This is a genomic window from Pyxidicoccus trucidator (assembly GCF_010894435.1).
Classification (GTDB): domain Bacteria; phylum Myxococcota; class Myxococcia; order Myxococcales; family Myxococcaceae; genus Myxococcus; species Myxococcus trucidator.
Map to the genome: position 1 here is coordinate 693,106 of NZ_JAAIXZ010000003.1, position 24,393 is coordinate 717,498.

The following is a 24,393-nucleotide window of genomic DNA, read 5'->3' on the forward strand; positions in this document are numbered from 1 at the left end:
GCGCCCTTTCCGCGCGCGGGGCCTCCTGCGTTGTCACCCACGCCGCTCACGAGCGCGTGGGTGGAGCGCGCGGGTCCTCAGGGCGTGTAGAGCAGGGCCGTGTTGGTGTAGGCGCCCGCGACGAAACCGCCGGCGACGAGCACCTTGCCCGACGGCAGCAGGACGGTGGCGGAGCCATAGCGGGACGCCGGCATGCTCACGGAGAAGGACGTGGTGCCCGTGGCCGGGTCGAAGAGCTCCGTGATGGAGCCGATGTCCTGGGTGCCACCGGTGACGAAGACCTTGCCCGACGGCAACATCACCTGGGAGGAGGTCGTGCGGCTGTGGACCAGTGAGCCCACGCTCGTCAGGGTGTTGAGCAGCGGGTCATACTGCGAGAGGGCAAGCCCGACGTTCAGCAGGACCTTGCCGGAGGGCAGCAGGTAGGCACGGTTCCAATTTGTGCCGGTCAGTCCGGTGGCGGGCGCCCAGGTGTCCGTGGCCGGGTCATAGAGCTCGGCGGCGGCTCCACCGCCGGCGACCAGGAGCTTCCCGGAGGGCAGGGTCACCGTCACGTGGGTGGAGCGTGACGTGGCCGTGGGACTCGTCACGGGGACCCAGGCATTGGTCGCGGGGTCATACAGCTCGGGGATGCGGCCGCCGCCTGTCTCGGCGGAGGTCCCTCCGATGACCAGCACCTTTCCCGAGGGCAGCAGGGTGGCCGTGTGGCCCCCGCGCGAGAAGGTCATGGGCGCGGCCTCCGTCCAGGTGTTGGTCGTGGGGTCGTAGATGTCGGCATTCCGGGTCTCGCCGCCGCTCGACGTGTTGGTGACGCCTCCCACCGCCAGGACCTTGCCGGACGGCAGGCGCGTCAGCGTATGGCCCCAGCGCGCTCGGGCCATGTTGCCCGCGGCACTCCAACTGCCCGTGGCCGGGTCATAGAGCTCGGCCGAGGTATGGATGGCCGGGTTGTAGCCTCCAGACACCAGCACCTTGCCGGAGGCAAGCATGATGGCGGAGGCATTGTAGCGGAGCGTGAGCATGCTGCCGGTGGTGTCCCACTTCGCCACGGTGCCGCTGCCGCAGTCCGTGCCGTTGAGGACGCTGACGCTGAAGGTATGCGACGCGGAGAAGCCCCGCGCATTGGTGACGGTGGCGGTGATGGTCGGCGCGGCGCCCGAGGGCACGCAGGCCGGGGCCGTCCAGCGGACCTCGCTGGAGGTGAAGCCGTTCGTCGGAGTGCCCACGGTGCCGGTGCTCGCGGCCCAGCCGAAGGTGAGGGCGCTTCCGTCGCCGTCCTCGGCAATCACGCGCAGGGTGGCGCTGCCGCCGCCGGCCACGGTGCTCGCGGACTGGTGCGTGAGGACGATGCGGGGCGGGATGCTCGCGCCCGTGCCCGGGCCCACGCAGACGCGCAGCGTGCCCTGGCTCCTGCCGCCATGCGTGTCCGACACGGCGACGGTGAGCGGGCAGTTGCCGCACGGGTCTCCGGCGGGCAGGGCGCTGGGCGTGAAGGACGCGCTGGGCGAAGTGGCCTGGGTCCAGGTGCCCGCGCAGGCGGCGGTCCACTGATAGGAGAGGGTGTCGCCATCCCCGTCGACGGCGTCCACGGTGACGGTGGTGCTCTGGCCCACCGGCACCGGCGAGCGGGAGACGGTGATGCCTCGCACGGTCGGCGACGTGTTGAAGGAGACGCCGACGCTGGCACTGCCCGCCGTCCCTCCGTCCGTGGAGATGACATTGATGGAGAGGTTGATGGTGGCCGACGCGCCGCGCGAGTCGGTGACGGTCAGCGTGAGGGAATAGGTGCCGGAGGTCTGGGGAGCCGTCCACTGTGTCGTCGCCGTCCCGGTGGCGTTGTAGCTGCCGCCCGTGGCCGTCCAGGCATACGTGAAGGTGTCATTCACGTCCGGGTCATGCGCCGTGGCCCGCAGGGTGATGCTCCCGCCCGGCAGCACCGTGCTGGACGACGCGACGAGCGAGTCGATGCAGGGGACGGTGTTGTCGAAGGCGGGCGTCGTGTCGATGGACTGGAGGGTGATGGCCACCACGGCGGTCTCACCCGTGACGATGGTGACGCCGGTGGCCTGTCCGCGGTAGCGCAGGGCGCCCTCGGTGTTGAACGCCTCGGCGGTGAAGGTGCGCTGGGTGCCGGCGGGCACCTGGTAGAGGGCGCCGCTCCATGAACCGTTCGCCAGGGTCAGCGTGGTGGTGGAGGCCGGCACGCCGCTGGCGGTGAGGGTGACGGTGACGCGGGTGACGTCATCTCCCGCGAGCGCCTGGGGAATGGAGCCCGCGAACTGGACGGAGCCCGAGGTGGGCACCTCCTCGGAGGGAAGCGGCTCGCCACAGCCCAGGGGGGAGGCGAGGGCCACGGCGATGAGGCAGAGCAGTGCCCACGGAGTCTTGCTGCGCTGATGCATGGGGAGTCCTGGCCTGAAGGGGGGCAGGGAATGGCCTGGGTCCCCGGCGTCGGGGACAACGGACAGTGATTGCAGGGGAGGGCAATTCCTTGCGCCGGCCCGCCATCAGGAACGGGAGGCCGGCGCGCGGAGTAAATCCTTGCAGCAAGCGTTTGCCAATCCCGGGTCAGGCGGGTGCTTTTCGACTCCGCATGCGAGGTATGACAACGTCCGCGGGAAAGCGGTGTTGCTCCTGTTACCCGGGAACAACGCGGTTTGGAGGCGCGGGGCCGCCCTGGTAGGTTGCACATTCTATGTGGAGCCCACTACCTGGCCGGTTCGTCCTGCTCGTCGTCCTGGTGGCGTCCACTGCTCTCGCGCGCGACTCCGAGCGGAGCGGTGTACGGACCCTCCTGCTCTCCGAGCACCCGGACGATGCGACCCATCGCGTCTACGTGGCGGGGCAGGTGGTCACCAGCCTCCGGTTCGAGCAGCCTGTGGACGCAGCCAGGACGCGGCTCCTCGGCTGGGGAGGCAGGTTCGAACCACTGGGCGTGGTCGGACAGAAGGTCATCCTGGAGCCGCTCCGTGACCTTGCCTCCGATGAAGGGCTCCCCCTGCTCGTGACGCTCAAGGATGGAACGGAGGTTCCGTTCCTGTTGCGGCCTGCCTCGGAGGACGACGGACGGAAGACCGACCAGCAGGTGAACGTGTTCAAGGACCCCGAGAGCTACGATGCGATGGCCTCGACCTTGAGGCGGGTGAAGAAGGAGGCCCGGGTTCTACGCGAGGAGAACGAGCGGCTCCGCCAGGAGGAGACCTCGGAGGACCATGCCCTCGCCGCGCTCCTGGTCAAGGGTTCCATTGAACAGACTCCGTTCCTCGTGGCGCGAACCCTCATGGCAGTGGATGAGGACGCGAAGATTCAAGCCGTCCTGTTTCGTGGGAAGGGGAAGGCGGCCGTCGTCTTCAAGGTCACCAACCTGCACGCGCACAATCCCTGGAGTGTGCAGCGGGTGCGGCTCACCACCCTCCCTGGTGGGAGCGAGCGAACGGCAGCGGTACGGGCCACCGCCCCGTCGTTCGCGCCGGGGGCCTCAGGTGTGGTCGCCATCGTCACGGACGGAAGCGCCTTCGCGGAAGAGGGGCGATTGACGGACCTGTTCCTGGAGGTCTACCGCCATGACGGGCTACGGACGGCCTTCGTCACCCTGGAACATCGGCTGACCGGGGAGTAAGAGCGCAGGCATGTCCGCCAGCAGGTTCACGCTCTTCTGTGGCGCCGCCCTTCTCGTGACGTCCTTCGGCTGCGCCACGACCCAGACGCCTGGCGACGTGCGCCTTCGCTCGGATGGGACTCCCGGGCCCGAGAAGTGCCCGGAAGAAGCCAGGAAGGCGATGAACTACCTGCGCATGTTCGTGGGCGAGGCCGCCTTCGCCGAGCTCGACGTGAACCAGTCGAGCGCCCGTGGGGACATCACGCTCTATGAAGGACCCATCGAGAGCATGCTCGAAGACAATCTCGGCCTGCTTGAAGCACCTTCGAGACTGTATGGACGCGTCTGGACCAGTGGGCCCAGGGTCGTCATCAGGTACTACGAGGCCCAGCCCGTGAGGGGTGGCGACAAGGTACCCATCTGCGCGGTGGCGCGGATGGGTTTGGGACAGCTCCAGAAGCGGCCCGAGTCCAAGCCCGGGACCGCCGTCATCGGTGCCCCCAGCGCCGGCGTCTTCATCGTCGACGAGTTTCGCTGAACCCTCCTGCACATCCCCGAATACCTCTGCCTTCGAGCGCGCGAGCAGCTCAGAAAACAGGTCTGGCTACACCTGCGTGAACTTCACGCCGGTAGCCTTCACGCGCTCCAAGGCTTTCTTGATGTCCTCGGAGACGATGAGTGCAAGATCCCAGCCCCATGTGCGGAACACTTTGGCGTCCCCTACCTTCGAGGCGTCGATGCGCAGCCCGCTCACGACCTTGTACTCACCGACCCGCTCTGGTTGCCCATGCTCCGGCTTCCAGTAACGCACCTCCTCGGACGCCTTGTCGTCGATGCAGCGGATGAGCTTCGTGGCCACCAGGATGAGATACTGGTCCAGGTAGCCTCGGATGTTCACGGGGATGAGCTGCACGTCATCGGGGGCCAGCTCCGCGAAGATGGACGCCACCTTGACGTGAACGACGGGCGCTGCGCCCGTGCCCGCTGTGGAAAAGTCCAACGGCTTGCCTGGTTCGTTGATGGGCACGGTCAGGCGGCTCTTGACGCGGATAGGCTGTCCCGCTCTGAGCAGATAGGGGGCGTCCACTTCCAGACCCTGCTCGTCCTGGGGATCTCCCAGGTACCAGTACCCGGATTGGACGTTCTCGCTAAGCCTGAAGTAGCGCAGCTGGGGCATGGTGGACTTCCTCTCTACCTCATTTGCCTCGGGTCACGAGCTTGTGGAGTCTCGTTCCCTTTGTGGTCACTTCTTCGGCCAGTTCCTTGAGTGCGGCGGTGAGCGAATCACGGCACGCATTCACGGTGCGGCACGTCTTTGTCGCATCGAGGAGCCTCTCGTAGACCTCCTCGTGGTACGCCTGCGGGTGAGGTCCCTTGTGGCCTGGAACCTCAACGATGTTCTCGGGGTCCTTCAGCTCCATTCCGGCCTTCCTGAAGATCTCTCTGAACCTCGGTGTCCAGGGCCCTCCACGCGCGGTGGAGACGCTGTTCTTGTCCGTGGCGAGGTGGTGGTCCTCGGAGCGGCCACCTCCTCTCCCGCGGGCCGCCATAGCGACCGCGTTGGGAGCCAGCGCGACGGTGAAGCCCTCGGCCGCCATCGCCACCGACTGCACGCTTCCAATAGCCACGTACTGGTAGCCCGCCTGCGTCTCCACAGCGAGCGCAGCCTGTGCCGAGCCCGGTAGCCTCGAAGCCTTCGCCGCCAGACCCGCTGTATTGCCAATGGCCGCAGTGGCCAGCATGACGAAGATGCGCGCCGCGTTCTCCCCAAGCACTTCGCCGTACACCTCGCCCGCCTCGCTGAGCTGCTCGAAGGTGGTGGCCCGGTCCACTTTGCGCACCAGCGATATCCACCCATCCAGCAGGCGCCACACCGTGTCCACGCCCAGGTAGGCGATGGCGGAGGCCGTCAGCAGGGCCGCCAGGCCCTTGGATACCGGCTCGGGCAGTGATCAGAGGAGCAGGTACATGCTGACAGAGGCGGTCACCGTCGCCAGCAGCGCCTGTGGGTCCGCCATGCCCTCCAGCGCCTCGGCCGTTTCCTCCCAGACCGAGTCCATGGCAATGGCCATGGCCAGCGAGTACTTGCCATCGCTGGCCAGCAGCGGGCCTTCCGCCAGCAGGCGCAGGCAGTCGCCGGGCTGCGCCTTGCGCTCGCACCAGCGGCCATAGGCACGCGTCAGCTCGTCATCCGCGTAGGACTCCAGGAGGCGCAGGCCTTCGGGAGAGTCCTCTTCCTGCTGGGGAATGAGCCGAGGACCACGGCCTTCATACAAATACACGGCGCTTCTGTCGGGGACTCCGAAGAGCTGGCGGGCCTCTCGCAACGGGTTGGCGAAGGGCCGCACGTCCCGGGCGAGCGCCACCACGGCCTCCTCGAACTCCTCGTCGTCCAGCTCCACGGGGCCGGCGCCGTCCTCATCGACCGGAGTGTGGATGATGGGAGGCCCGTTCCCCGTGTCCAGTCGCACGACCCGGGTGGTCGAACAGCCCGCGCTGGCAAGCGCCAGCAACAGCCAGATGACCCAATGCGCTCTCATCAGAGGACTCCGGTTCCGGGCGTGTTCCCACGAGCCTGCGCCAGGAGTACCAGAAGAGCCCGACAAGACATGGTCGCGCCTCCTCCGCTCCATGGTGCCGAGCCGCGAGTTCCTCCTGTACCGCTCATGCCGTGCTGACGAACCCGGGCACCGCGACTTCGCAGTCCCCCTGTCTCACGCCGTGCCGCCGGACTCGGGGCAATGTGACCTCGCACGATGGTGCGGGTGCCCACGGCCAGCGCCACGGGAAGCCACCACCGTTCGCGCTACCATGAGGCCATGTCCGAAGTTCCTCTACCCACGCTCGCCTCTCCCCGAAGCCTGTCCCGCCGCCGCCGTGTGCTCGCGGTGCTGCTGTCCCTCGTTCCCACGCCGGGAGCAGGGCACTGGGCGCTGGGGTTGTGGGGCCGTGGCCTGTTCATCTTCGCGGCGCTGCTGACGTGCTTCGCGATGGTGCCCTTCGTGGGGCTGCCAGCCCTGGTCGCCGTGCTGGTGCTCTACGTGGCCGCCGCAGTGGACGCAGGACGCGTGGCGCCCCCAGCCCAGGGTGTCCCGTCTCGCGGCATCGCCGTGCTCTGCGTCCTCTGCTTCGCGCTCCTGGGTGGGCAGGCGTCGATGACCATCCGCACGCTCGTGGCCGAGCCGTGGAACGTCCCCGGAGCGAGCATGGAGCCCACGCTGCTGCTTGGCGACCAGTTCTACTCGGACAAGACGGTGGCCGCGCCCCTGCGCCGCCGTCCGATGGAGCGTGGAGAGGTCATCGTCTTCACCAGCGTGGAGGACTCCGACCTGGACTACGTCAAGCGCATCGTCGCGGTGGGCGGGGACACGGTGGCCCTTCGCGAGGGACAGCTCATCCTCAATGGACAGGCCATCACGCGAGAGCGTCTCCCGGACTGCACGGGCCTCGAGCTGACGGACCCACAAGCTGGATGCGAGCTGTACGCGGAGACTCTGGGGACCCATCACTACCGCGTCCTCCAGCGCGCCGACGTCGCGCCCTCCCGGTTTCCGGAGGCGGTGCGCGGCTGTCCCCAGGGCACGGAAGCGCGGGAGGACGGCTGCCGGGTCGTCGACGGGCACCTCTTCGTGCTCGGGGACAACCGGGACAACAGCTACGACTCGCGCCACTGGGGCGCCGTGCCCTTCGCCAACCTCCAGGGCGTGGCCACCGAGCTGCATTTCTCCCTGTCCCCCACGCAGGGCGTGCGCTGGCCGCGCATCGGCCAGCGCATCCCGTAGCCGCGCGCTGCTACTCCGCGCGCTCCAGCTCGCGCAGCTTGTCCACCAGCGCCTGCATGCGCTGCTGGTGGGTGCCGGCCCAGTAGACGCGCTGGCACCCGGCGCACTGCTGGAACCGCGAGTGCCGCTCCGCCACGCGCTCGGGGATGCGGTCCTTCACCTCGTGCGGCTCCGCCGACGTCAGCGGGCCGTTGCAGGCCAGGCACCGTGAGAAGGGCCGCATGCGCGAGGTGAGGCCGAAGCGGCGCACCACCTCCACCAATTGGTGCGCCGGGTCCGTGGCGCGGGGGAAGTAGCCGCGCGCCACCTCGCCGCGCTTGAGCACCCCGATGTCCCGCGTGAGCAGGATGCGGTCCTCGTCATGCGACAGGCGCGCGAGCGTGTCGTCCGCATAGTCGTTGCGCCACAGCGAGTCGAAGCCGAGCATCCGCAGGAACCCCACCAGCCGCCCCAGCCCCACGTCCAGGATGAAGCGGGGCACCTCCTGCGGCGGCGGCCCCACGCGCTTCACCGGCGCCACGTCCAGCGCGTGGAAGGGCGGATAGGCCACCACGCGCGAGCCCGGCTCCACCCGGTGCGCGAAGTCCACCGCCTCGCCATCCACCAGCACCACGTCCACCTCCGGGTGCGGCGGCCCCAGCGACTCGATGAGGTCCTTCACCGACGGGGTCCCCTGCGTGACGTGGGTGAACTCCTGCCCGCGGCGCTCCGGCGGCAGGAAGTCATTCAGCGCTCCATAGAAGCGCACCGTCACCCCCGGCTTCGGCTGCTGCATGGGTCCTGCCTCCCGTCCCGCTCCATACCGTACGGGGCCAGGGGGGCGCTCCAGGTGACTGATTTCCGGGGTTGTCAGGAGTTTGCGGGCCCGTTACCTGGAATTCGCAGGTGTAATCGTATAGCCGAGCGGTAAGTCACAAGACTGTCACTTCGCCAGTCTCTATACTTCCAGCGTCGTTCGCGCGCCGGCGCGACGGTCCATCCCCCCACGGCAGCACTCTCCCTCGTACCGGACCCGATCGCATGAAGAAGACGCTCACCTCCCTCGCGTGTGCGGCGCTGTCGCTCACCCTCCTCATCCTGGCCTGCGGAGACGACTCCGACCCGCAGGTCCCCCTACCGCTGGAGGATGGTGGGGTGATGTGGGCGGACTGCGACCCCGCACGTGGCGCGGGCGCCTGCGCCTCGGGCGAGGTCTGCCGCTTCGTGGAGCACTACGACCGCTCCATCTGCGTCCCCACGTGTGATCCACAGGCGCTGTGCGGGCCGTCGGACGTGGCGTGCTGCACGGGAGCCGAGGACGGCGGCAGTGGCTACTGCATGCCGCGCGAGGTGTGCGAGGCGCTCGACGCGGGCGCCGATGACGCCGGTACCGTGGACGCGGGCGTCGACGCTGGCTTCTTCGAGGAGACGGACGCGGGTGACTCGAAGGACGCCGGCTCGGGCACCGACGCGGGTGACGGGACGGACTCCGGCACGGATGCAGGCACCGGGACGGACGCGGGCACTGGCACGGATGCAGGTACTGGCACCGACGCTGGCACCGGCACGGACGCGGGTACCGGGACGGACGCGGGCACCGGGACGGACGCGGGCACCGGGACGGACGCGGGCACCGGGACGGACGCGGGCACCGGCACTGACGCTGGCACCGGCACGGATGCTGGCACCGGCACGGATGCTGGCACCGGCACGGATGCGGGGACGGACGCGGGCACCGGGACGGACGCGGGCACCGACGCCGGCACCTCCACGGGCTACACGGACATCCGCATCATGGCGGCCAACATCACCAGCGGGAACGGGCAGGACTATGACCTGGGCCACGGCATCCGGCTGATGAAGGGGGTGAAGCCGGACGTCATCCTCATCCAGGAGTTCAGCTACCTGACCAGCTCGGCCGCGGACATGCGGACGATGGTCGACCAGATTGGCACGGGCTTCCATTACTACCGGGAGACCGGGGCGCAGATTCCGAACGGCATCATCAGCCGCTGGCCCATCATCGAGTCCGGTGAGTGGACCGACCCCGAGGTCAGCAACCGGGACTTCGCCTGGGCCCGCATCGACATCCCCGGTCCCCGCGACCTCTGGGCCGTGAGCGTGCACTTCCTCACGTCCAACGGGGGAGACCGCAACCGGGAGGCCGCGAGCCTCGTCGGCCGCATCAGGGCCGCCATCCCCGAGAGCGACTACCTGACCATCGGCGGCGACTTCAACACCGACACCCGCAGCGAGAGCTGCATCTCCACCCTCGGCCAGGTGGTGACGACCCAAGGCCCCCACCCGGTGGACAAGAACGGCAGGGACGGCACCAACGCCGGCCGGAGCAAGCCCTATGACCACGTGCTGGTGGACGCGGACCTGCGCCAGTACGCGCAGGCCACCGTCATCCGTGGGGCCACCAGCTCCAGCACCTTCGACAACGGGCTGGTGCTCGACAGCCGCGTCTACACGCCCATCTCCGAGATTGCCCCGGCGCTGTCCGGCGACAGCGGCGCTGCCAGCATGCAGCACATGGGCGTCATCAAGGACTTCCGCGTCCCCAACTTCTGAAGCGCGGGGACAGGCGCGGCGGCGGCCTTCACGGCGCCGCCGCGGACCTCAGAAGCTCCACTTGTGCTTGTTGCGCTCGATGAAGCGCGCGACCGGCGGAATCCGGGCGATGAGGGGCGTGAGCACGAACACGGCGGCCAGCCGCAGCGGCTTCACCACCTGCGAGGCCGCGTAGGCCGCCGCCCAGCTCCCGGCCTTCTCGCCGGTGCTCTCCGCCTGGAACCCGAGCTGGATGGCCGCGTAGAAGCCGACGATGACCAGTCCGAAGATGGCGTAGTTCACCGCTATCGCCAGCGGCCCGTACTCCAGCATCAGGTTCTTGAAGCGGGCCATCAGCGAGGGCTTCGCCGGCTTCGCGGCGGCCTCGGCGGGTGGGGTCGTGTCGGATACGGGAGGAGTCACGTCGGGCTCAACAGGCGACATGTCGCCACCATGCCCGAAACGGGCGCTGGCTGGGAGACAGAGCGGGCGGGCCGGCTGCCGGTGGGTGGGCTCTCCGGGTTGTCAGGAATCCACGGGGCGGGTTAGAGGAATGGGACGCGTCATGAAAGCCTCCCTCCGCCTCCTCATTCTCGTGGCGGTCACCGTGCTGGCAGCAGATCAGGTGACCAAGTATCTGGCCGTGTCCCGGCTCACCAACGCGCTGGATGGGCGCGAGGGACTGGCGCGGGTGACGGGCTTCGTGTCCGAGCAGAACCTGGACAACGACCCGCCCACGGAAGCCGGGCGCCGGGTGTCGCGGCCGCACCGCTTCATCGAGGACTACTGGCACTTCCGCTACGTGGAGAACCCGGGCGCGGCCTGGGGGCTGTTCTCCAACCTGCCGGATGGGGTGCGGCGCGCCTTCTTCCATGTGGTGAGCCTGGCGGCGCTGGCGTTCATCTTCCTCATGTACCGGCGCACCGCGGTGGAGCAGCGCCTGGTCCGGCTGGCGCTGGCGCTGATTACCGGCGGCGCGCTGGGCAACTTCGTGGACCGGCTGCTTCGCGGCTACGTCATCGACTTCATCGACTGGCACTGGCGCAACCAGCCGGGCATGCGGTGGCCGACGTTCAACGTGGCGGACGCGGCCATCTGCGTGGGCGTGGCCTTCATGCTGCTGGACTCGCTGCGGGTGCGCCGTCCGGAGCCTGTCACCGCGCCGCTGACCGAGAGCCCCAATCCGTGACGGCCGGGGGGCTGCTGGTGTAAGCCCTCGGACGTGCCGCGCAAATACGTCATCCTTCTCGCCGTCACCCTCGGCGTCATCGTCCTGGACCAGTGGACGAAGTACCTGGTCGTCCGCGACCTCACCACCCAGATGGATGGGAAGGAGAGCCTGGGCGAGCGCATGGGGGCGATGTACTCCGCCCCGCCGCCGCAGGGCTTCGACGGGCTGCACTACCGGCCCAAGCGCCACATCGAGGTGTCCGAGAACTTCTTCCGCCTGCGCTACGCGGAGAACCCGGGCGCGGCGTGGGGCCTGTTCCGCAGCCTGCCGCCGGAGACGCGCGGCCCCCTCTTCCACGTGGTGAGCCTGGGCGCGGTGCTCCTCATCACCTACTACTTCCGGAAGCTGTCCGGCACGGACCCCGAGGAGAAGTGGGCGCTGTGGGGCCTGCCGCTGGTGCTCGGCGGCGCGCTGGGCAACTACATCGACCGCATCGCCCGGGCCTTCGTCATCGACTTCCTCGAGGCCCACTGGTTCGACAAGGCCGCGTGGCCCTCCTTCAACATCGCGGACTCGGCCATCTGCATCGGCGTGGGCATGCTGCTGGTGGATGCCTTCGTCCGGAAGGAGAAGCCGGCCCCGGCCGCCGCCACCAAGGCGAAGGCGTAGAGCACCCAGCAGGCGGCCGGGCAGGCCCCGGCCCGCTCCCTCGCATTGTCCCGCCAGCGGAGGAGGGTAGCCTTCGCGCGGCACCGCCCCTCCCGCCTCCCCCGGCAGGTCCTCCATGCTTCCGCTGCTCTTCCGCTTCACCTTCACCGCCCTCTGGAGCCAGCTGCTGCTGTACGCCGTCGCCCTGGGCACGGTGGGCTACATCGCCTTCAACGGGTGGCGCGGCGCGCTGGGCCCGCTGGACGCGAAGAAGGGCACGCGCGAGCCGGCCTCCACCCTGGACCGGCTGCTGCGCGCGGCGGGCTTCGGCGGAGTGGGCGCGGTGCTGGCCTGGTACGGGCTGAAGTACGCGCTGCCGGCGGGCGCCTTCCCGGGCGCGGTGGGCGAGGGCATTCCCCTGCACACCTACGGCGTGCTGCTGGCCGGCGGCTTCATCGCCGCGGTGACGGTGGCGGGACGGCTCGCGCAGGACGAGTGGCGCAAGGTGGAGCTGTCCAACGGCGTCTGGGTGGACGTGGAGGGCCCGAAGCGGCGCGAGCAGGTCATGGACATGGCCTTCTGGGCGCTGGTGGGCGGCATCGGCGGCAGCCGGCTGCTCTTCGTGCTCGTCAACTGGAAGGACTACGCGCAGGACTGGACGAAGGCCTTCTCCCTGGGCGGCGGCCTGGTCTTCTACGGCGGCCTCATCGGCGCGGCGGTGGCGTGCTGGTTCTTCGCGCGCGCCAACGGCATCGACTTCATGCGGCTGGCGGACGTGTGCATCCCCACCGTGTCGCTGGGCCAGTGTCTGGGCCGGCTGGGCTGCTTCAGCGCGGGCTGCTGCTGGGGCGACGTGGCGCCCGCCAGCGCGTCCTCCGCGGTGCACTTCCCCGGCGGCGGCGTGGCGCAAGACTTGTTCGGTCAGGTGGGCGGCACGTCCAGCCTCGCGTACTCGTCGCAGGCGGAGGACCTGCGCTACGTGGTGGAGTCCACCGGCACCATCCTCCACCAGGCGGCGCCGGACGCGGTGCGCATCTCCGACTGGGTGGCGCAGCACGGCCACACCCTGGGCGTGTATCCCACCCAGCTCTTCGAGTCCGCGGGCCAGCTCGTCCTCTTCGTGGGGCTGATGTACGCGCGGCGCTTCCGCCGCTTCCACGGGCACATCCTGTCCCTGTGGCTGATGGCCTACGCGGTGCTGCGCACCTCCGTGGAGCTGTTCCGGGGCGACGAGGAGCGCGGCACGCTGCACGGGCTGCTCCAGTCGCTGGGGGCGCAGGGGCTGGCGGACGCGGTGCCGCTGGAGGCCTGGTACAACGTGTCCACCAGCCAGTTCATCTCGCTGTGCATGTTCACCTTCGGCGCGGTGCTGCTGGCCCAGAAGGGCTTTCGCCGGGAGGGTGAGGCGGCGGGCGGCCTGGGACCGACACCTTCCGCCGCGTGAGGTTGATCCGCGAACCTCTCTTGGGGACACTCTAAGGAAGCCATGCCGCCCCCCGACGCCCGACAGTCCGCCGCCAAGAACTCCGCCAGCAAGCAGTCGCAGGCGGACTCTGGCTCCAGCGAGAACGTGCTCCAGGAGTGCGAGGCCCTGGAGGCGGAGCTCGCCTCCCTGCGCAACCTCTATGAGCAGTACTTCATGGGGTTGGACCGCCACCCGCCCACCAACACGCACGCGGACCTGAAGAAGCGCTTCCTCCGCCTCAAGAGCGCTTTCGTCCGCAGCACCGCCGCGAAGTTCCGCGTGGCGAGCGTCCACAACAAGTACCTCACCTACGAGCGGCTGTGGATGCGCACGCTCCAGGAGATTGAGGCCGGCACGTACAAGCGGGACCTGTTCAAGGCCCGCCGCCGCGCCGAGAGCCGCAAGGTCACCCCCGGCAAGGACGCCCAGAAGGGCGTGGTGGAGCTGCCGGAGGACATCTCCGACATGGAGTTCGAGGAGGTGGAGGAAATCCTCCGCCCCCGTCCCGCCAACGAGCCGCCCGTGGCCGGCGCCGCGACTCCTCCGGGGGGCACGCCCTTCCGGGGCACGCCCGCCGTGGCTCCTGTCTCTGGCGCGCCCGGTATCGCCCCCCTCACGCCGCCCGTCGGGGGCATGCCCATCCGGGGGACTCCGGCGGTGGCGCCGCTGTCTCCGATTCCTCCCGTGGCGGCTTCGGGTGGCACGGCCGGCCGGGGTGTGCCCGCGGTGACGGCGGCCATCCCCTCGGTGGCGCCGGTGGCGGGCACGCCTCCGCGCGGCCTGCCCACGGTGACGGCGCCCCTGGGCGGCACTCCCGCCAGGGGCACGCCGGTGATGCCTCCGGGCATGGCGCCGAAGACGCCGACGGCTCCGTCGACTCCGGCAGCGCGGCCTCCGACTGCTGGCGCCGCGCCCCGGCCTCCCGCGGCGGGCGGTGGCGGCGGCGGCATGTCGGACGACAAGCTGCGGGCCGTCTACGACGCGTACGTCACCGCGAAGCGCCGCTGCCAGGAGGACACCTCCAAGCTGTCCTACGAGTCGGTGGCGGCCACGCTGCGCAAGCAGGTGCCGGAGCTGCTCAAGCAGCACGGCGCCAAGGCGGTGGAGTTCAAGGTCGTCATCAAGGACGGCAAGGCTTCCCTCAAGGCCGTTCCGAAGTAGGCGCCGCCATGAACCAGGACCTGGATTCGCTCAAGTCCCGGGTGAGCCGCCTGTCGGTGATGATTTTCGACATCGACGGCACGCTCACCGACGGCCGCATCTTCTGGGTGCCCAACTCCGGGTGGACGCAGATGTACAGCGTGCGCGACGGCATGGGCATCAAGCGGCTGCAGGAGGCGGGCCTCGAAGTCGCCGTCATCTCCGGCGGGGACAGCCTGTCCGCGCAGATGCGGATGCAGTCGTTGGGTCTGAAACACGTGCACTTCGGCAGTCAGGACAAGGTGGCGCACTTCGAGAAGCTGCTCGCGCTGCTGAACGTCTCCGCGGACCGGTGTGGCTACATGGGCGACGAGGTGGTGGACCTGCCGCTGCTGAAGGCCGTGGGCTTCTCCGCCGTCCCCCCCGAGGCCCCCGACGAGGTGCGCGCCCAGGTGCACTACGTGGCCCAGAAGCCCGCGGGCTTCGGCGCCGCCCGCGAGGTGTGCGAGTTCATCCTCCGCCACCGGCAGGCGTAGGCCCTTTCGCACAGGGGCTTCCAGAGGGGCGGGCCGCTGCACGACCGCAGCCCCTGCCGTCGGAAGGGCACGGGTTCAGCGCGCCCCGGGAGGCGGCCGGATTCGTGGTAGGGGTCAGACATCCAGTCCCCGCGAATATCTTTCCTGGTCCGGTCCTCCGCGATCTTCCTCCTGCTGCTCGGGTGCGGCGTGGCCGTCGCCGCGGCTCCTCCGTTCGCCGTTCGCGAGGTAGGCGTCTCCCGCTCCTTCCAGGCGGAGATGATTACCGAGGTGAAGCGCGACCGGGTGGGGTTGCTCTGGATTGGCACGCGTGAGGGGCTCTACCTCCACGATGGCCACCGCTTCCGGAAGTTTCAGCATGAGCCCGGCCAGCCCAGCTCGATGGCCAGCAACGGTGTCCGCTCGCTCCACGAGGACGCGCTCGGCCGGCTGTGGGTGGGCACGAACTCCGCGGGCCTGAGCCAGGTCGACCGGGCGCGCTGGACGTTCCGGCACTTCCGCCACGACTCCGCGGACCCGGGCAGCCTCAGCCACGACAGCGTGCTCGCGCTGGCGGATGCGGAGGACGGGCGCCTGTGGGTCGGCACGCAGTCCGGCCTGGACCTCTTCTCGCCGGACACCGGGCGGGCCACCCGGACACCGCTCGTGCCCGGCGGTGGCGCCGAGCACATCGAGTCCCTGCACCGGGACAGCGCCGGGACGCTCTGGGTGGGGACGCGCGGCCAGGGCCTGTTCCGCCGGCGCGCGGGGGAGCGTGGCTTCACGCACGTCCCGCTCGAGGCCGGCAGCCCCGGAGCGCGGCACGTCGTCAGCCTCGCGGAGGACGGGGCGGGCGGAACGTGGGTCGGCACGCGGGACGGGCTCCACCGGCTGCTTCCCGGTGCGCCGGCCGTGCGCCGCGCGGTCCTCTCTCCACCGGAGGTCGCCGCCGCCATCTCCGACGTCACCGCGCTCGAGCCGGATGGCCAGGGGCGCCTGTGGGTCGGCACGTTCGGCGCGGGGCTCTTCCGCGTGGACACGGCGACGGGGATGGTGCGCGCCGCGGACCTCGTCCCGGGGGCGCCCGGGCGCGCACGGCGCATCGACCAGGGCGCGCTGGAGCTCGACGGCAGGGGAGGTCTCTTCATCGGCACCTTCGGGGAGGGGCTGTTCCACACCTCGCTGCGGCCCTCGGCCTTCCAGGCCTTCCGTGCCGCGGAGCCGGGCAGGGGCTCCGGGCTGTCGAGCGAGGATGTCTGGGCGGTGCTCCCCGACGGAGAGGGCCAACTGCTGGTGGGCAGCTTCGGAGGGGGCGTGGACCGGCTCACCGTGGAGACCGGGCAAGTGGAGCCGCTGCGCCTGACAGTCCCCAGCGGCGCGAGCCTGACGGATGTCGTCTCCCTGCTGCGCACGCGCGACGGTGCGCTGTGGGTGGGCCTCATGCAGGGCGTCTACAGGCAGGAGTCCTCCACCGGACGCTCGCGCCTCTACCGCGAGCTGGGCGGCGGGCCGCGAGCGGCGCCCGACACCGTCAGCGCGCTGCTGGAGGACTCGCGCGGGCGCCTGTGGCTCGGCACCGGTGGGAATGGCCTGCACCTCTACCGTCCCGGGACGGATGACTTCCTCGCGTTCCAGCACGCCCCCGCCAATCCTCGCTCGCTGTCCGACGACTCCATCCTGGTCCTGATGGAGGACCACGGCGGACGGCTCTGGGTTGGCACGCGCTCGGGGGGCCTCAACGTCTGCGCCGCGCAGGGAGACACCCTCGACTGTGAGCGCCAGTTGTCCGGACCCGGCCCGGGCCTCGGCCGCTCCCCCATCACCTCCCTGCTCGAGGACTCCTCCGGCGCGGTATGGGTGGGCACCGCGGGGGATGGCCTCCATCGCCTCCGGCTCGACGCCGCGGGGAAGCCCGAGCACCTGTCGGTGTGGACGCGCGGCGAGGGGCTCATCGACGAGCACGTGATGGCGCTGGCGCGTGCGCCCGACGGGGCCATCTGGGTGGCCACGCGCGGAGGCCTCTCTCGCCACGACGTGGTGTCGGGCCACTTCGAGAACTACTCCGTGAACGATGGCCTGCCCACCGCGGCCTTCAACGTGAAGGCGGCCACCCAGCTCGGGGGGCGGCTCTACTGGGGCACCGCCAAGGGCGTGGTGGCCCTGGACCCGTCGGTGCGGCCCGAGCGGGGGCCGCCGCCGCCCCTCATCGTCACCGCCATCGAGGGCCTGGAGCCGGAGGCGCGGCCGACGCGTCCCGTCTGGGAGCTGTCCGAGCTCGAGGTGCCGTGGCACCAGCCCTTCTCGCTGGAGTTCGCCGTGCTCGACTACGAGCGCACCGACGCGGAGTATGCCTACCGGCTCTCGGCCGACGGGGCCTGGCGCCCGCTCGGCGGCCGCAGCCAGCTCACCTTCCACACGCTTCCGCCCGGCGAGCACCTGCTCCAGCTGCGCGGGCGCGGCCCGGGGCTGGAGTGGAGCGAGACGCGCTCGCTCACCCTGTTCGTGCTCCCTCCGCTCTGGCAGCGCAACGACGTCCGCTTCGGCGCGCTGGGGCTGGCCGTGCTCATCCTCGTCTCGGGCCTGGTGTGGAGGACGCGCTTCCTGGAGCGGCGCAACGAGGAGCTGCGCAGGCTTCAGGCCGAGCGCGAGCAGGCGCTGGAGGAGGCCCGGTCCAGCCGGGACCACATGCGCCGCCTCACCATGCGGCTGGAGGCGGCGAAGGAGGAGGAGCGCAAGCACCTCGCCCGGGAGCTGCACGACGAGTTCGGCCAGGCGCTCACCGCGGTGAAGCTCAACGTGGGGCTGGTGGCCGCCACCGCGCGCCTCACGGGCCCCCTCGCGGCGCGGCTCCCGGACGCCATCGCGCTCGTCGAGCGGCTCATCACCCAGGTGCGCGCCCTCTCCGTCGACCTGCGGCCGCCGCAGCTCGACGAGCTGGGGCTCGCCGAGGCCCTGGAGAGCTACCTGCGCGCCGCGGCGCGGCGAGGCGGCGTGGACATCGTGTTCACCGCGGCGGCGCCCCTGCCGTCGCTCGGCGTGGAGCGCGACATCGTCATCTTCCGCGTCATCCAGGAGGCGGTGACCAACGCCCTGCGCCACGCCGAGGCCCGGCGCATCGACGTGCGGCTCGAGTCCACGCGGACGGCCATCCGGCTCCAGGTGCGCGATGACGGCAAGGGCTTCTCCGCCGACAGCGTGCTCGCCAGCGGCACCTCCCGCAGCTTCGGCCTCTTCGGCATGGGGGAGCGGGTGCGCGACATGGGGGGCCGGCTCGAAGTGAAGTCCCAGCCCGGCGAGGGGACCTGCGTGCAGGCCGAGGTACCGCTCGCCGTGGAGGAACACCCGAAGGAGGAAACGCATGCGCGTGTTGCTGACGGATGACCACCAACTGGTGAGGGCGGGCCTGCGCGCCCTGCTCGAGTCCTTTGGGGACGTGGAGGTGCTCGCCGAGTGCGGCGACGGCCAGGAGGCCCTGGTGCTGGCGGACCGCCTGCAGCCGCAGGTGATGCTGCTGGACATCTCGCTGCCGGGGCTCAACGGCATCGAGGTGGCGCGCCGCGTCCGGAAGGTGAGCCCGTCCACCCGCGTGCTCATCCTCTCCATGCACACCGGGGCGGAGTACGTGACGCAGGCCCTCCGCGCGGGAGTGGCCGGCTACCTCATCAAGGACGCCGCGGTGGAGGAGCTCAAGGTGGCGCTGGAGTCGGTGCGCCAGGGCCGCACGTACCTGAGCCCCGCCATCTCCCAGACGGTGGTGGACGGCTTCCTGCGCATCACGGAGGAGACGCCCGAGCCGCGCGCCCTCGACCTCATCACCTCCCGCCAGAAGGAAATCCTCCAGCTCATCACGGAGGGGAACACCACGCGCACCATCGCCGAGCGACTGAAGGTGAGCGTGAAGACGGTGGAGGCGCACCGCTCCCAGCTGATGGAGCGCCTGGACATCCATGACGTGGCGTCGCTGGTCCGCTTCGCGCTGAGGCACGGTCTGGTAGCAGCCGAGCAGGCGTGAGAGGGGGTTCCTAGGGGAATCTCCTAGGGGTTCGTAGGGGCCACCCCGATGGTTGGCGCGGTGGGCGTCTCGTTACCTTCGCGCCCCATGAAACAACCCTGGCGTTCCGTTCTCCTCGGTGCTTCCACCGTCCTCCTCCTCGCCGCGTCGGCCTGTGGCGACAAGCCCGGCGCCAACGCCTGCAAGACTCCGGCGGACTGTGGCGCGGGGGACACCTGCGAGGCCGGCCGCTGCGTGCCGGAGACGTCTCCGGACGCCGGCCCCACCGCCCACGGCGTGGGCGGCGCCGTCACCGGCCTGCTCGCCGGCTCCCAGGTCGTGCTGGCGAGCGGCGGTGAGCTGCTCACCGTCACCGCGGCCGGCCCCTTCACCTTCAGCCAGCAGGTGGCCGGGGGCGCCAGCTACGCCGTCACCGTGCACACGCAGCCGGAGGGCCACGTGTGCGGCGTGGAGCGCGGCACCGGCACCATGGGCGGCGCGGCCGTCACCGACGTGGCGGTCCACTGCGCGGCGCAGACGTACGCCGTGAGCGGCACGGTGACGGGCCTGGAGGGCACCGACTCGGTGGTGCTCGAGAACAACGCCGGGGACGCCCTCACCATCACGGCCCCTGGGGGCGCCTTCACCTTCGCCACCCCGGTGCCGTTCGGCGCCCGGTACACCGTCACCGCCCGCGCCCAGGCTCCGCTCGTGTGCGACGTGACGGAGGGCACCGGCACCATGGCGGCGCACGCCGTCACCGGGGTCCAGGTCTCCTGCAGGACGGTCATCGACTGCGCACAGGCTCCGGCGAAGAGCCTGTGCGTGCCCAACGATGGGGAGGCGCTGCTCTACGGGGCCGTCCATCTGGGGAGCGAAACAACGCTGCAGCTCTTCCGCGCCAGCCCGGAGGGCTCGGTGGACGTGCAGCTCACGCCCGATGGTGACCGCATCCCCGTGGACGTGAACTCGTTCGGGGCGCGCTCGCCGGACCGGAGGACTGTCGCCTTCGTGAGCGGGCGGGACTGGCCCTCCGACAGCGAGGGTGGCGGCAGCCCGTCGCGGGGCGTCATCTACCTGGCGGACGCGGATGGAGGGAATGCGCGCCGCCTCACCCAGGCGCCCGCCGTGACGTGCCGGGAGAACATGCCCCGCTTCTCGCATGACGGGCAGTGGGTCTACTTCTGGCGCTCGTGTGACAGCGACCCGGTCGCCAGCAGCTTCGAGTTCCTCTTCCGCATCCGGCCGGACGGGAGCGACGAGCTGCGCATCGTCGACACCCGGGAGGCCGACTTCCGCTCCATCATCCTCTGGGGAACGCCCTCGCGGGACGGCCGGACCGTCTATGGGCTGAAGAGCAAGCTCGCCGGCGACGTCCTGGTCGCCTACGACCTGGAGACGGGCACGACGCGGGACATCTTCGACTCCACCACCGAGGGGGCCTCCATCTGGGGCCACCCGGTGGAGCTGGACAACGGCGACCTGCTCTTCATGTACCGGAAGGAAGGCTCCGAGACCCAGCCGTCCATCACCCGGCTCGAGCGCATGAGCCCGGAGGGCATCGACCGCCAGCCGGTGCGCGACCTCGACCTCGACCCCGAGGACGTCTCCATCGTGGACATCTACTTCCAGGTCTCTCCCGACGGGAAGCGGCTGGCCTACGTGCACCACATCCGTGACGAAGAGACCGGCGAGAAGCGCGCCAGCGTCTGGGTGTCCAACGTGGACGGCTCGGAGGCGCGGCAGGTGAGCGCGCTCCACCGCTTCGTCTTCTGGCTGACCTGGAACAAGTGAGCCCCCACATGACCGGCCCACTGGAAGCAGCGTCGACCCTGAAGCGTCTTGTGTCCCTCGTCTTCTCGCTGGCCGCCCTGGGCGTGCTCGGCGGGTGTTCCTCCGACGCCGGCTCGTGTGAGACGGCGGCGGACTGCGGCTCGGAAGCCACCTGCCAGGCGGGCGCGTGCGTGCCGCTGCGCCCTGTCGGTGGCACCGTCAGCGGCCTGCTGGCGGGCTCCAGCGTGGTGCTGGAGAACGCCGGGGAGGCCCTCACCGTCTCCGCGAACGGCCCCTTCACCTTCCTCCAGGGCGTGGCGGAGGCAGGCGCCTTCGCCGTCTCCGTCCGGGAGCAGCCGGTGGGACAGCACTGCACCGTGGAGGGTGGCAGCGGGATGGTTCCTGGCGAGGGCGGCGCCCGCGTCACCGTCGTCTGCGTGAAGCGCGCGTTCACCGTGCGCGGGACGGTGACGGGCCTGAAGGACGGCCAGCCGCTGGTGCTGAAGAACAACGGCGGTGATGCGCTCACCGTCACCTCGGACGGCCCCTTCTCCTTCCCCACGCAGGTGGCCTTCGGTGACGCCTTCGCCGTCACGGCGGAAGTCCCATTCCCCTACGTGTGTGACGTCACGCGGGGCTCCGGCACCCTGGGCGCCGGGGATGTGACGGACGTGGCTGTCACCTGCGCCACGAGGTACACGGTGGGCGGCACCGTGTCCGGTCTGGTGGCCGGCACCGGGGTCGAGCTGCGCAACGGCGCTGACGACGTGCTCACCGTCCAGGCGCCCGGCGGGTCCTTCACCTTCGCCGTGCCGGTGGCGGACCTCGGTGGCTACGCGGTGACGGTGACGGCCCAGCCGGAGGGGCAGACCTGCGCCGTGGAGGGAGGCAGCGGAACCGTCCAGGGCGGCGATGTCACCAGCGTCAACGTCGTCTGCGCCCCGAGGACGTTCGCCTTGCGCGGCCGGGTGCTGGGCCTGCTGGGCTCCACCCAGTCGGTGGTGCTGAAGAACAACGGGGGGGATGCGCTGACCATCACGGCCAGCCGCTCCTTCACCTTCCCCACTCCGGTGCGCTTCGGTGACACCTATGCCGTCACCGTGGACGCCACGTATCCGGTGAGCTGCGGTGTGGCGAACGGCAGCGGCACCATGGGCACCCAGGACGTCACCGAAGTGGCCATCACCTGCTCCACGGCGGTCTTCACGGTGGGCGGCGAAATCACTGGCATGCCAGCCAACAGGACGCTCCGGCTGCGGAACAACGACGGCGAGGAGCTCGCCTTCACCGGCAGCGGCCCCTTCACCTTCACCCTGCCGGTGCCGGACCTCGGCGGCTACCGCGTGACGGTGCTGTCGGTGCCCCGCGGCTTCGACTGCACCGTGGCGAACGGGACGGGCACCCTGAGCGGAGCGAATGTCACCAGCGTGGCCGTCACGTGCGCGAAGCTGAAGTACGTCCTGGGAGGGAATCTGACGGGCCTGGGAGACGGCCAGTCGGTGGTGGTGAAGAACAGCGGAGGGGACGCCCTCACCCTGTCCGCCAACGGCTCCTTCACCTTCCCCACCCAGGTGGCGTTCATGGACGCCTATGCCGTCACCGTGGAGGCCACGTACCCACTGGTGTGCAGCGTGCCCAACGGCGCGGGCGCCATGTCCTTCTCCGACTTCCTCGGAGTCGCCGTCACCTGCGGCACCGAGTCCTTCACCGTGGGGGGCGCGGTGACGGGCCTGGTGGCGGGCACCACGCTCGAGCTGTGGAACAACGGCGGTGATGCGCTCACCGTCACCGAGGACGACTCGTTCACCTTCACCCGGCCGGTGGCGGACCTCGGTGGCTACGCGGTGACGGTGAAGACGCAGCCGGCGGGCCAGACGTGCACCGTGCATGGAGGGACGGGCACCCTGAACGGCGCGAACGTCACCGGCGTGGCCGTCGCCTGCGAGAAGCAGACGTTCGTGGTGGGCGGAAGCGTCACCGGCCTGCCTGCCGGCCAGTCGCTGGTGCTGAAGAACAACGGGGGGGATGCGCTCACCCTCACCGAGGACGGCCCCTTCAGCTTCCCCACCCGGGTGGCCTTCGACAGCGGCTATGCCGTCACCGCGGAGGCCGGGTCCCCGCTGGTGTGCAGCGTGACGAGCGGCGCGGGCACCATGCCCGCCCGGGAGGTGAGTGACGTGGCCGTCCGCTGCGGCACCACGGCGTACGCCGTGGGTGGCGCCGTGTCCGGCCTGGCGCCGGGCACCCCGCTCGAATTGCGGAACAACGGCGACGAGGTGCTCGCCGTCACCGCCGACGGCCCCTTCACCTTCACCCGGCCGGTGGTGGACCTCGGTGGCTACGCGGTGACGGTGAAGACGCAGCCGGCGGGCCAGCGCTGCACCGTGACGGTCGGGACGGGCACGGTGAGCGGGAGTCCCATCTCGGACGTCGCCGTCACGTGCGGAGCTGTCCACCGTGTCCATGTCGGCGTCGCGGGGCTGACCGGCACCCTGGTGCTGCGCAATGGGCCGGAGGAGCTGACCGTCAGCACGGACGGGGACGCTTCCTTCTCGCGGGCACTGCTCCCCGGCGAGCCCTACACGGTGGCCGTGAAGCGCCACCCGCTGGGGCAGACCTGCGAGGTGGCGGGTGGCTCCGGCACCCTGGGCGACGCCGACGTCACCCTGGCTGTCTCCTGCGCCCCGAACGCCATGGTGCTCCGCGTGGGCGGCGGCGCGGCGGAGCTCAACGCGAGTGCCACCCTGGCCGTCCTCGAGGAGTACCGCCCCACGGGTGGCGTCCCGGTGCGCATCCTCCGGATTCCCACCACCGGCACCGGCGGGGCGGACCGGCTGACCCTGGCGGGCTCCCAGACCTCCGAGGGATACCTCTCGCGCTCGGGCGACGGACGCTTCATCACCTTCGCCGGCTACGACGCGGACGTGGGCACTCCGAACGTCATTTCCACTCTCCCGGAGCAGACGGCTCGCTGCGTGGGCCAGGTGGACGTCTTCGGCGACTTCACCGTCCCCACCCGGGTGAGCGACGCCTACACCACCGTCCGCGCGGCGGCCACTTTGGACGGCTCCAGCTACTGGCTCTCCGGCGCCGCCAACTCGAGTGGCGGCATCCGCCATGCGCCGCGGAGCACCAGCGCCACCCCCTCGGTGCTCCTCTCCGGCCCCATCTCCAACACCGGCGCGCTGGGCCTCTTCGATGGCCGGCTCTTCTTCGCGCTCGCCATCCCCCCCGTCCCCAACCCGAACGGCTACACCCAGGGCGTCCTGACCTTCCCCTCGGCGCGGCCCACCGAGGCGGGCGAGACGCCCGCCCAGCTGTTCTCGGTCGCCCTGACCAGCGCCGGGTTCGCCCTGCTGGACGTGGACCCCGCGGTGCCGGGCCTGGATACCGCCTACGTGTCCATCAACGTCGACAGCGGTGGAGTGCCGACGAACCTGCGGCTGGAGAAGTGGACCTCCAACGGGACGTCCTGGAGCAAGGTGGCTGGCTTCATCCCGGCGTTCGCCAGCCCGCAGGCCAACTCCGGCAGATGGGTCGCCAGCAACGCCGTGTCGGCGGTGAAGACGCCCACGGGGGTCCGGGTCTACGTCACCAGCAGCCTGGGTTCCTCGGGAGGAGCGGGCAACAAGCTGGCCACGTTCCTCGACGACGGGAGCACCCTCACCCCGGTCGCGACGGTGCTCGCGACCGCCCCGGCCAACACCGCCTTCCGCGGGGTGGCCGCCAGCCCCCGCCCATGAGCCACCGCTGCCGCACCTGAAACCTTCACCTCTTC

Annotated in this window: 17 protein-coding genes and 1 pseudogene; 13 read left to right on the plus strand and 5 right to left on the minus strand. The window is 70.5% G+C overall.

Going from position 1 to position 24,393, the window contains the following annotated elements:
• Window positions 1–77: 77 nt before the first annotated feature.
• The gene (locus G4D85_RS12835) at window positions 78–2,402 is read right to left on the minus strand and encodes a Kelch repeat-containing protein (protein WP_164011576.1); all 2,325 of its coding nucleotides are present in this window, start codon (window positions 2,400–2,402) and stop codon (window positions 78–80) included.
• A gap of 293 nt (window positions 2,403–2,695) precedes the next feature.
• Between G4D85_RS12835 and G4D85_RS12840 the strand changes: the two genes are divergently transcribed.
• Both G4D85_RS12840 and G4D85_RS12845 read left to right on the plus strand, forming a co-directional pair.
• The gene (locus G4D85_RS12840; protein ID WP_164011578.1) at window positions 2,696–3,619 is read left to right on the plus strand and encodes a DUF2381 family protein; all 924 of its coding nucleotides are present in this window, start codon (window positions 2,696–2,698) and stop codon (window positions 3,617–3,619) included.
• A gap of 10 nt (window positions 3,620–3,629) precedes the next feature.
• Complete coding sequence (locus G4D85_RS12845; protein ID WP_164011580.1) at window positions 3,630–4,136, plus strand: hypothetical protein; 507 nt, start codon at window positions 3,630–3,632, stop codon at window positions 4,134–4,136.
• A gap of 66 nt (window positions 4,137–4,202) precedes the next feature.
• Here the strand turns inward: G4D85_RS12845 and G4D85_RS12850 are convergent, their stop codons facing one another.
• Window positions 4,203–4,775 (minus strand): imm11 family protein, encoded by a 573-nt coding sequence (locus tag G4D85_RS12850; RefSeq protein ID WP_164011582.1) that lies wholly within the window; start codon window positions 4,773–4,775, stop codon window positions 4,203–4,205.
• Between the two features lie 19 nt (window positions 4,776–4,794).
• A pseudogene (locus G4D85_RS12855) lies at window positions 4,795–6,138 on the minus strand (AHH domain-containing protein).
• A gap of 279 nt (window positions 6,139–6,417) precedes the next feature.
• Here G4D85_RS12855 and lepB point away from each other — a divergent pair.
• Complete coding sequence (lepB, locus tag G4D85_RS12860; protein WP_164011584.1) at window positions 6,418–7,380, plus strand: signal peptidase I; 963 nt, start codon at window positions 6,418–6,420, stop codon at window positions 7,378–7,380.
• A gap of 10 nt (window positions 7,381–7,390) precedes the next feature.
• Here lepB and G4D85_RS12865 read toward each other — a convergent pair whose 3' ends face one another.
• Window positions 7,391–8,155: a Mut7-C RNAse domain-containing protein gene (locus G4D85_RS12865; protein ID WP_164011586.1), complete on the minus strand. Its 765-nt coding sequence runs from the start codon at window positions 8,153–8,155 to the stop codon at window positions 7,391–7,393.
• 245 nt (window positions 8,156–8,400) lie between these two features.
• Between G4D85_RS12865 and G4D85_RS12870 the strand changes: the two genes are divergently transcribed.
• Window positions 8,401–9,933, plus strand: a complete 1,533-nt coding sequence (locus tag G4D85_RS12870) for an endonuclease/exonuclease/phosphatase family protein (RefSeq protein ID WP_164011587.1) — start codon at window positions 8,401–8,403, stop codon at window positions 9,931–9,933.
• 48 nt (window positions 9,934–9,981) lie between these two features.
• On the opposite strand, the gene G4D85_RS12875 is transcribed toward G4D85_RS12870, so the two are convergent.
• Window positions 9,982–10,356, minus strand: coding sequence for a hypothetical protein (locus G4D85_RS12875; RefSeq protein ID WP_240359232.1), 375 nt, complete (start codon window positions 10,354–10,356; stop codon window positions 9,982–9,984).
• Between the two features lie 121 nt (window positions 10,357–10,477).
• Between G4D85_RS12875 and lspA (G4D85_RS12880) the strand changes: the two genes are divergently transcribed.
• The 9 genes from lspA (G4D85_RS12880) (at window position 10,478) to G4D85_RS12920 (ending at window position 24,358) form a co-directional block, all read left to right on the plus strand.
• Complete coding sequence (lspA, locus tag G4D85_RS12880; protein WP_164011589.1) at window positions 10,478–11,101, plus strand: signal peptidase II; 624 nt, start codon at window positions 10,478–10,480, stop codon at window positions 11,099–11,101.
• Window positions 11,102–11,134: 33 nt separating this feature from the next.
• Window positions 11,135–11,752: a signal peptidase II gene (gene lspA, locus G4D85_RS12885; RefSeq protein ID WP_164011591.1), complete on the plus strand. Its 618-nt coding sequence runs from the start codon at window positions 11,135–11,137 to the stop codon at window positions 11,750–11,752.
• A 115-nt stretch (window positions 11,753–11,867) separates the two neighbouring features.
• Window positions 11,868–13,175 carry a prolipoprotein diacylglyceryl transferase gene (locus G4D85_RS12890; protein ID WP_164011593.1) on the plus strand — a complete coding sequence of 436 codons (1,308 nt, stop codon included), beginning with the start codon at window positions 11,868–11,870 and terminating at the stop codon, window positions 13,173–13,175.
• A gap of 42 nt (window positions 13,176–13,217) precedes the next feature.
• Window positions 13,218–14,357, plus strand: a complete 1,140-nt coding sequence (locus tag G4D85_RS12895; protein WP_164011595.1) for an MXAN_5187 C-terminal domain-containing protein — start codon at window positions 13,218–13,220, stop codon at window positions 14,355–14,357.
• Between the two features lie 8 nt (window positions 14,358–14,365).
• Window positions 14,366–14,872, plus strand: coding sequence for a KdsC family phosphatase (locus G4D85_RS12900; protein WP_164011597.1), 507 nt, complete (start codon window positions 14,366–14,368; stop codon window positions 14,870–14,872).
• A 189-nt stretch (window positions 14,873–15,061) separates the two neighbouring features.
• Window positions 15,062–18,232: a ligand-binding sensor domain-containing protein gene (locus tag G4D85_RS12905; protein ID WP_240359233.1), complete on the plus strand. Its 3,171-nt coding sequence runs from the start codon at window positions 15,062–15,064 to the stop codon at window positions 18,230–18,232.
• Window positions 18,210–18,863: a response regulator gene (locus tag G4D85_RS12910; RefSeq protein WP_164011599.1), complete on the plus strand. Its 654-nt coding sequence runs from the start codon at window positions 18,210–18,212 to the stop codon at window positions 18,861–18,863. Before G4D85_RS12905 ends, G4D85_RS12910 begins: the two co-directional genes overlap by 23 nt.
• An 87-nt stretch (window positions 18,864–18,950) precedes the next feature.
• The gene (locus tag G4D85_RS12915; RefSeq protein WP_164011600.1) at window positions 18,951–20,636 is read left to right on the plus strand and encodes a TolB-like translocation protein; all 1,686 of its coding nucleotides are present in this window, start codon (window positions 18,951–18,953) and stop codon (window positions 20,634–20,636) included.
• Between the two features lie 50 nt (window positions 20,637–20,686).
• The gene (locus G4D85_RS12920; RefSeq protein WP_164011601.1) at window positions 20,687–24,358 is read left to right on the plus strand and encodes a hypothetical protein; all 3,672 of its coding nucleotides are present in this window, start codon (window positions 20,687–20,689) and stop codon (window positions 24,356–24,358) included.
• Window positions 24,359–24,393 lie beyond the last annotated feature (35 nt).

Excerpts from the sequence above, each read along its gene's own strand:
- G4D85_RS12835 (WP_164011576.1), bottom strand. The coding sequence starts at position 2,402 with ATGCATCAGCGCAGCAAGACTCCGTGGGCACTGCTCTGCCTCATCGCC.
- G4D85_RS12840 (WP_164011578.1), top strand. The coding sequence starts at position 2,696 with ATGTGGAGCCCACTACCTGGCCGGTTCGTCCTGCTCGTCGTCCTGGTG.
- G4D85_RS12845 (WP_164011580.1), top strand. The coding sequence starts at position 3,630 with ATGTCCGCCAGCAGGTTCACGCTCTTCTGTGGCGCCGCCCTTCTCGTG.
- G4D85_RS12850 (WP_164011582.1), bottom strand. The coding sequence starts at position 4,775 with ATGCCCCAGCTGCGCTACTTCAGGCTTAGCGAGAACGTCCAATCCGGG.
- lepB (WP_164011584.1), top strand. The coding sequence starts at position 6,418 with ATGTCCGAAGTTCCTCTACCCACGCTCGCCTCTCCCCGAAGCCTGTCC.
- G4D85_RS12865 (WP_164011586.1), bottom strand. The coding sequence starts at position 8,155 with ATGCAGCAGCCGAAGCCGGGGGTGACGGTGCGCTTCTATGGAGCGCTG.
- G4D85_RS12870 (WP_164011587.1), top strand. The coding sequence starts at position 8,401 with ATGAAGAAGACGCTCACCTCCCTCGCGTGTGCGGCGCTGTCGCTCACC.
- G4D85_RS12875 (WP_240359232.1), bottom strand. The coding sequence starts at position 10,356 with ATGTCGCCTGTTGAGCCCGACGTGACTCCTCCCGTATCCGACACGACC.
- lspA (WP_164011589.1), top strand. The coding sequence starts at position 10,478 with ATGAAAGCCTCCCTCCGCCTCCTCATTCTCGTGGCGGTCACCGTGCTG.
- G4D85_RS12890 (WP_164011593.1), top strand. The coding sequence starts at position 11,868 with ATGCTTCCGCTGCTCTTCCGCTTCACCTTCACCGCCCTCTGGAGCCAG.
- G4D85_RS12895 (WP_164011595.1), top strand. The coding sequence starts at position 13,218 with ATGCCGCCCCCCGACGCCCGACAGTCCGCCGCCAAGAACTCCGCCAGC.
- G4D85_RS12900 (WP_164011597.1), top strand. The coding sequence starts at position 14,366 with ATGAACCAGGACCTGGATTCGCTCAAGTCCCGGGTGAGCCGCCTGTCG.
- G4D85_RS12910 (WP_164011599.1), top strand. The coding sequence starts at position 18,210 with ATGCGCGTGTTGCTGACGGATGACCACCAACTGGTGAGGGCGGGCCTG.
- G4D85_RS12915 (WP_164011600.1), top strand. The coding sequence starts at position 18,951 with ATGAAACAACCCTGGCGTTCCGTTCTCCTCGGTGCTTCCACCGTCCTC.